This window comes from Mesorhizobium sp. P3_A9 (assembly GCF_056402975.1).
Map to the genome: position 1 here is coordinate 1 of NZ_JBFUGJ010000330.1, position 6,431 is coordinate 6,431.

The 6,431-nt window shown below is 64.2% G+C and carries 6 protein-coding genes and 2 pseudogenes; 3 read left to right on the forward strand and 5 right to left on the reverse strand.

What is annotated here, in order from left to right; all coding sequences use genetic code 11:
* The 5 genes and pseudogenes from AC1DX0_RS28775 to AC1DX0_RS28795 all read right to left on the reverse strand — a co-directional run.
* Nucleotides 1-352 (reverse strand): annotated as a pseudogene (locus AC1DX0_RS28775) (molybdopterin molybdenumtransferase MoeA); the annotation flags it as partial.
* Entirely contained in the window at nucleotides 352-834 is a 483-nt protein-coding gene (gene moaC / locus AC1DX0_RS28780; protein WP_477220479.1) for a cyclic pyranopterin monophosphate synthase MoaC, read from the reverse strand. The pseudogene AC1DX0_RS28775 and the gene moaC, both read right to left, overlap by 1 nt.
* A gap of 2 nt (nucleotides 835-836) precedes the next feature.
* Nucleotides 837-1,649 carry an indole-3-glycerol phosphate synthase TrpC gene (gene trpC, locus AC1DX0_RS28785; RefSeq protein WP_477357800.1) on the reverse strand — a complete coding sequence of 271 codons (813 nt, stop codon included), beginning with the start codon at nucleotides 1,647-1,649 and terminating at the stop codon, nucleotides 837-839.
* Nucleotides 1,650-1,652: 3 nt separating this feature from the next.
* A complete protein-coding gene (gene trpD / locus AC1DX0_RS28790; protein ID WP_477220481.1) occupies nucleotides 1,653-2,663 on the reverse strand; it encodes an anthranilate phosphoribosyltransferase in 1,011 nt (336 codons plus the stop codon).
* Complete coding sequence (locus tag AC1DX0_RS28795; RefSeq protein WP_477357803.1) at nucleotides 2,660-4,552, reverse strand: SurA N-terminal domain-containing protein; 1,893 nt, start codon at nucleotides 4,550-4,552, stop codon at nucleotides 2,660-2,662. Before AC1DX0_RS28795 ends, trpD begins: the two co-directional genes overlap by 4 nt.
* Nucleotides 4,553-4,695: 143 nt before the next feature.
* Here AC1DX0_RS28795 and tpiA point away from each other — a divergent pair, with 143 nt between their 5' ends.
* The 3 genes and pseudogenes from tpiA to AC1DX0_RS28810 all read left to right on the forward strand — a co-directional run.
* Nucleotides 4,696-5,466 carry a triose-phosphate isomerase gene (tpiA, locus tag AC1DX0_RS28800; RefSeq protein WP_477220483.1) on the forward strand — a complete coding sequence of 257 codons (771 nt, stop codon included), beginning with the start codon at nucleotides 4,696-4,698 and terminating at the stop codon, nucleotides 5,464-5,466.
* Between the two features lie 167 nt (nucleotides 5,467-5,633).
* Nucleotides 5,634-6,107 (forward strand): preprotein translocase subunit SecG, encoded by a 474-nt coding sequence (gene secG, locus AC1DX0_RS28805; RefSeq protein WP_477220484.1) that lies wholly within the window; start codon nucleotides 5,634-5,636, stop codon nucleotides 6,105-6,107.
* 52 nt (nucleotides 6,108-6,159) lie between these two features.
* A pseudogene (locus AC1DX0_RS28810) lies at nucleotides 6,160-6,431 on the forward strand (L,D-transpeptidase); the annotation flags it as partial.

Consider the following 6,431-nt stretch of genomic DNA (forward strand, 5'->3'; position numbering starts at 1 on the left):
CACCGAGATCSCGGACGTTYTCCTGGATGACGATGGTGTCGGCGCCKTCRGGYAGCGGCGCGCCGGTGAAGATGCGCACYGCCTGGCGCTCGCCGACSGWGCCGTCAAAGCCRCGCCCGGCSGGCGCCATGCCGATCACCGAGAGTCGCGACGGTGCCGACGCGACATCGGCTGCGCGGGTGGCATAGCCATCCATGGCCGAGGCATTGAAGGGCGGCTGGGTGCGCAGCGCCGCGACAGGCTCCGTCAGCACACGATCAACCGCCTCGAACAGGGAAACGCTTTCGCCGGCCAGAGGTGCTRCACCATCCAGCAGGCGTTCGAGCGCCTCCGCGACCGGAACCAGCGCCATCAGGCGCCAGCCTTGTAATCGCCGGACTTGCCGCCGGTCTTTTCGACCAGCCGGATGCCGGAGATGACCATGGCGCGGTCCACGGCCTTGGCCATGTCGTAAATGGTCAGGCAGGCCACGGAAGCGGCGGTCAGCGCTTCCATCTCGACGCCGGTCTTGCCGGTGACACGCGCCAGCGCGGTGACTTTCAGGCCGGGCAGCGCATGGTCAGGCTCGATGTCGACGGAAACCTTGGTGAGGAGCAGTGGATGGCAGAGCGGAATCAACTCATGCGTCTTCTTCGCCGCCATGATGCCGGCGATGCGCGCGGTGCCGAGTACATCGCCCTTCTTGGCGTTGCCGGCGAGAATGGTCTTCAAGGTCTCGGGCTGCATGGAGACGAAACCCTCGGCGATCGCGGTTCGAGTCGTCTCTTCCTTGCCGCCGACATCGACCATGTTGGCCTCGCCCTGCGCGCCGAGATGGGTGAGGGCTGACGTCATCGTCAGACGGCCTCGGCCGATACCTTGCCCGTCAACAGCAGACGCGTGGCAGTGGTGACATCCTCTTGCCGCATCAGGCTCTCGCCGACAAGGAAGGTGCCGATGCCGGTCTTCTGCATCCTGAGGCAGTCGTCATGGGTGAAAATRCCGCTCTCGCTGACCAGCARGYGGCCKCCSGGCACCATCGGCGCCAGCCGTTCCGAGGTTTTAAGGCTGGTTTCGAATGTTCTCAGATTGCGGTTGTTGATGCCGATCAGCTGCGACGACAGCTTTACCGCGCGCAGCGTCTCGGCCTCGTCATGGACCTCGATCAGCGCATCCATGCCGAGTTCGAATGCCGTCGCTTCCAATTCGCTCGCCAGGCCATCATCGACGCTGGCCATGATGATCAGGATGGCATCAGCGCCCCAGGCGCGGGCCTCATAGACCTGATAGGGGTCGAACAGGAAATCCTTGCGCAGCGCGGGCAGGGCGACGGCTGCCCGTGCCTTGGTGAGAAATTCCGGGGCGCCCTGGAAGGACGGTGCATCGGTCAATACCGAAAGACAGGCGGCGCCGCCTTTCTCATAGGCCTGCGCCAATGCCGGTGGATCGAAATCGGCACGGATCAGCCCCTTGGACGGGCTTGCCTTCTTGATTTCGGCGATCAGGGCGAAGTTGCCCGACCTGCGCTTCGCCTCGAGTGCGGCGAGAAAGCCGCGCGGTGCGTCGGCGTCCTTCGCCCGCGCCTTGATCTCGGCCAGCGGCACGCGTGCCTTGGCAGCGGCGATCTCGTCGCGCTTGTAGGCCTCGATCTTGCGCAGAATGTCAGACACGGGTCACCCGTTTGAAATCTCGACCAGATGATCGAGTACCTGCAGTGCCCGGCCACTGTCGATGGCCTGCGCGGCGAGCGCGATGCCGTCACCAAGCGTCGTCGCCTTGCCCGCCACCACCAGTCCAGCGCCGGCATTCATCAGCACGGTGTCGCGATAGGCACCGGCAGCGCCGCCCAGCATATCGCGCAGGGCCTTGGCATTGTAAGCGGCGTCACCGCCGCGCAGCGCGTCCTTGGCATGGCGCTTCAGCCCGACCTCTTCCGGGGTCAGCGTGAAGCTGCGGATCTCGCCGCCAACCAGTTCGGCGACATGGGTCTCGCCGGTGGTGGTGATTTCGTCATAGCCGTCGCCATGGACGACCCATGCATGCTCTGTGCCCAGCGCCTTCAATGTCTCGGCCACTGGCATGATCCATTCCGGCAGGAACACACCGACCATCTGCCGCGTGACCCCGGCTGGATTGGAAAGCGGGCCGAGCAGGTTGAAGATGGTGCGGGTGCCGAGTTCGACGCGGGTCGGGCCGACATGTTTCATCGCCGGGTGGTGCGCGGGCGCGAACATGAAACCGACGCCGGCTTCGTGGATGCAGCGACCGATCGTTTCCGGCGGAATGTCGATCTTGACCCCGAGCGCGATCAGGACATCGGCGGCACCGGTCAGCGAGGACAGGCCGCGATTGCCGTGCTTGGCGACCGGGACACCGCTACCGGCGATGACGAAGGCCGACCCGGTCGAAATGTTGACGCTGTGGGAATTGTCGCCGCCCGTGCCGACGATATCGATCGCGCCGGCGGGCGCCTCGACGCGAAGCATCTTGGCGCGCATCGTGGCGACAGCGCCTGAAATCTCGCTCACTGTCTCGCCGCGCACGCGCAGCGCCATCAGGAAGCCGCCGATCTGCCCTGGGGTCGCGTCGCCCGACATGATGATGTCGAAGGCCTCGCGCGCTTCCTCAAAGGAAAGCGCACTGCCGCCCGCAACCTTGGCGATATGGGTTTTCAGCGCGCTCATCTTGTCGAGGCTTGGGCAACGGCGGCCTGGTCGACGCGGACGTCGTACTGCGTCTGCARCTGCGCYACCAACTGGTCGAGCAGATCGTCSGACATRCCGGAGGTGAAGGATTTCTGCGCRTCSKCCGGCACCGAGCTGGCATCGGCYCCGGCGGGYTCGAACACTTCSGCGACCTTGAACAGGATCTGYCCGTCGCCGGTGGGCGAGGGGATCAGKCCGGTSCCGCCTTCGCCGACGCCGAACATCACGGCAGCACCTTCCTTGCCGAAATCGGCATCGTCGGCTTCGCGCTTCAGGCCGCGCTTGGTCTGCTTCTCCAACTTGAGCTCGCCGGCGATGACGTCGAGCGTGGCGCCAGCCTTGAGCCGCTTTTCCAGTTCGTCCGCCTTGGCGGCAAGCCGCTTGGTCGTCTCCGCCGCCGTCCAGTCGGCCACGACCTTCTGGCGGACTTCATCCAGCGTTCGGTCGCGCGCCGGCGTGATCGAAGCAACCTCATAGAAGATGAAGCCGTTGTCAGCCGTGGTCAGCGCTTCGTTTTCGGTCTTGGGTTCGGCGTCAAACACCGCCTTGATCAGTTCCGGCGATTCCGGCAGGTCCTTGACGATGGAGCCGTCCGGCCTGAGGCCGCTGCGATCGATGGCGTCGAGGGTGATGTCCTTCAACTTCAGCTTGGCGGCCGCGTCGGCCAGCGAACTGCCGGAGGCGCGGGTGTCTTCGTAATTGTCGTGCACATCCAGAAGGATGCGGCTCGCCTCGCCCAGGGCCAGGTCCTTGCGGATCTGGTCGGAGACCTCAGTGAGTGGCTTGACCACCTCGGGCTTGATCTCGGTGACGCGCAGCAGCACCGGACCGAAGGTGCCCTGAACGACCTGGCTGACTTCATTGGCGTTGAGCGCGAAAGCGGCATCGGCAACCGCCTTGTCGGCGATCCTGTCCTTGGCGAGCGTGCCAAGCAGCGTGTCGGCCGGGGTCTTGCCTTCGGCGGTCACCAGCTTTTCGAAGGTGGCGCCGGCCTTGAGCGAATCAAGCGCTGCCTTGGCCGCATCCGGCGTCTTGAACACAAGCTGTTCGATGGTGCGCAATTCGGGCGTGGTGTAGCGGCCCTTGTTCTTGTTGTAGTCGTCGTTGACCTGTTGATCGGTAACGGCGGTCGGATCCGCGATGTCCACCGGCTCGAGGCGGACATAGGAGAATTTGCGGTATTCAGGTGCTGCGTAGGTTTTCTTGTTGGCCTCGAAATAGGCCTTAAGCACGCTGTCGCTCGGCGCCTCGATCGGCTCGACGAGCGTCTTTGGCAATTGCAGATAGTCGACGGTGCGATCCTCGCCGCGATAGAGCGCGACCGCCTTGAAGAAAGTGTCCGGAGCCTTGAGGCCGTCCGAGACCGCCTCGACGATCTGCTGGCGCACCGCCACCTGGGCGCGATTCTTCAGGTAATCTTCGGGCCGCATGCCGACCTGGCGCAGCATGTACTCGAATGTTCTTCTGTCGAACTGGCCGCCTGGGCCCTTGAACGCCGGATCCTCACGCGTCAGCTCGGCCAGCCGATCCTTGGACAGGCCGAGGCCAAGCTTGCGCGCCTGCTCGTCGAGAACGGCACCGGAGACGAGCTGCGACAGAACCGTGTTGTCGATGCCGAGCGCCTTTGCCTGTTCATGGGTGAGGCGCTGGCCGAACTGCTGCGACATGACAGCCAACTGGCGATCATAGGCGAGGCGATATTCGTTGATCGATACCTTGGTGCCACCCGCAGTAATCACCGAATCGTGGCCGGCAAAGCCGCCCATCAGCTTCCCGGAGATGCCCCAGGCGGCGAAACTGACCACCAACAGCGAAAGCAATGTCTTCGCGACCCAGGTACCCGCCGCGCTTCTCAATACACCAAGCATCGTTACTTCCGATTTATGCGCATTTTCGGATGCGCCGAGTTTGAAACAAGCGCAATAGCGCCCTTCCGGCCCACTGTCGATTGCTTTGTGGCCTGATTTTGGTAGTGAGGGCCAGAGCTTGATATTGCCCGGAGAAGCAGACCATGACGCCAGGAATTCGCCCGCTTGTCGCCGGCAACTGGAAAATGAACGGCACCAGCGCCTCCCTGAACGAGCTCAGGATGATCGGCAACGGCTTCATGAGCGGGCTCGACGCGGAGACCGAATCCCTGGTCTGCGTTCCCGCGACGCTGCTTTCCCATGCCGCGGAGATTCTGTCGCGCACGCCGGTCCATGCCGGCGGCGAGGATTGCCACACCAAGGAGAGCGGCGCCTACACCGGCTGCATCTCGGCCGAGATGCTGAAGGACGCCGGCGCCAGCCACGTCATTGTCGGCCATTCCGAATGCCGCGAACAACGCGGCGAGGACGATGCGACGGTCCAGGCCAAGGCCGCCGCCGCATGGCGTGCCGGGCTGGTGGCCATCGTTTGCATCGGCGAGACACAGCAACAGCGTGAAGCAGGCGCCACGCTCGACGTGCTGGCGCGCCAGGTCGCCGGCTCGGTGCCGCCGAGTGCCACGCCATCCAACACCATCATTGCCTATGAGCCGGTATGGGCGATCGGCACCGGCCTGACGCCGACCACCGCCGATGTGGCCGAAGCGCATGCGCATATCCGCGAAAAGCTGGCGGAAAAGCTCGGCGCCATCGCTGCCAAAATGCGCATTCTCTATGGCGGCTCGGTCAAGCCGTCCAACGCGGTGGAACTGCTGGGCGTCAGGAATGTCGATGGCGCGCTGGTCGGCGGCGCCAGCCTGAAAGCCGCTGATTTCCTCGGTATCGCCGAAGCCTATCGCAGCATTTCAGGCTGATATCCACGACAATGGACGGGGCTCATCCCGTCCAAATTCGTTGCAAAGGGCGCGTTGCTTCCCATATTCCGGCCACGGGCTTGGAAATGCCGTGAAAGCATTGTATTGAGCCGCCTCCAATTCACCGGTCGTGTCCGCGGCCGGGCAAGGCCTTGCCAGGATAAACTATGCAAACCGTACTGATCGTCATCCATCTCATGGTCGTGCTCGCCCTCGTCGGCGTGGTGCTGCTGCAACGCTCCGAAGGCGGTGGCCTTGGCATTGGTGGTGGATCGGGCTTCATGACGGCACGTGGCGCCGCCAACGCTTTGACGCGGGCGACGGCTATTCTGGCGGCGGCATTCTTCGTCACGTCGCTGACCTTGTCGATCATTGCCCGCTACGGCGAGAAGCCGATCGACATTCTCGACCGCGTTCCTGCGACTTCGGACGGCGCCGGCAAGGGCGTGCTCAACCAGTTGCCGGGCACGACGACCCCGGCGCCCGCCGGCACCACCACGCCGACGCCGCCGTCGGGCAATGGCGCGGCAACGACGCCTGCGCCGGCCGCTCCGGCCACCGCGCCCGCCTCTGGTGCGACGCCGCCGGCAAGCAACGGCACCAACACCGCGCCGGCCGCACCGCAGGTCCCGAACCAGTAACCTCTACTTTTCCAAGCCGCGATCTGTGATCGTTTGAACACAGTCGCGGCAAATGCTGCGCGATCACGAAGATTCGACGCCCAGTAGCGCGGTCCCACGCTTGAGGCGTCCGCGCTTATTCGACTATAGATTGCACGCGGCATTTTCGGTGTCCTTGGGGGACGCCGGGCGACGCCGTGGGCAACAAGCATTGAACGATCGGATCTTCGCCATGCAGCTTCGCAGCTTCATTTTCCTGGGACTTTGCGCCGCACTCGGCCTGAGTTCCCCGGCTTTCGCCGGTGTGCCGGCCAATATGGTCGCCAATCAGTCGGTCGACAGAAC

Excerpts from the sequence above, each read along its gene's own strand:
- tpiA (WP_477220483.1), top strand. The coding sequence starts at position 4,696 with ATGACGCCAGGAATTCGCCCGCTTGTCGCCGGCAACTGGAAAATGAAC.
- secG (WP_477220484.1), top strand. The coding sequence starts at position 5,634 with ATGCAAACCGTACTGATCGTCATCCATCTCATGGTCGTGCTCGCCCTC.
- trpD (WP_477220481.1), bottom strand. The coding sequence starts at position 2,663 with ATGAGCGCGCTGAAAACCCATATCGCCAAGGTTGCGGGCGGCAGTGCG.
- moaC (WP_477220479.1), bottom strand. The coding sequence starts at position 834 with ATGACGTCAGCCCTCACCCATCTCGGCGCGCAGGGCGAGGCCAACATG.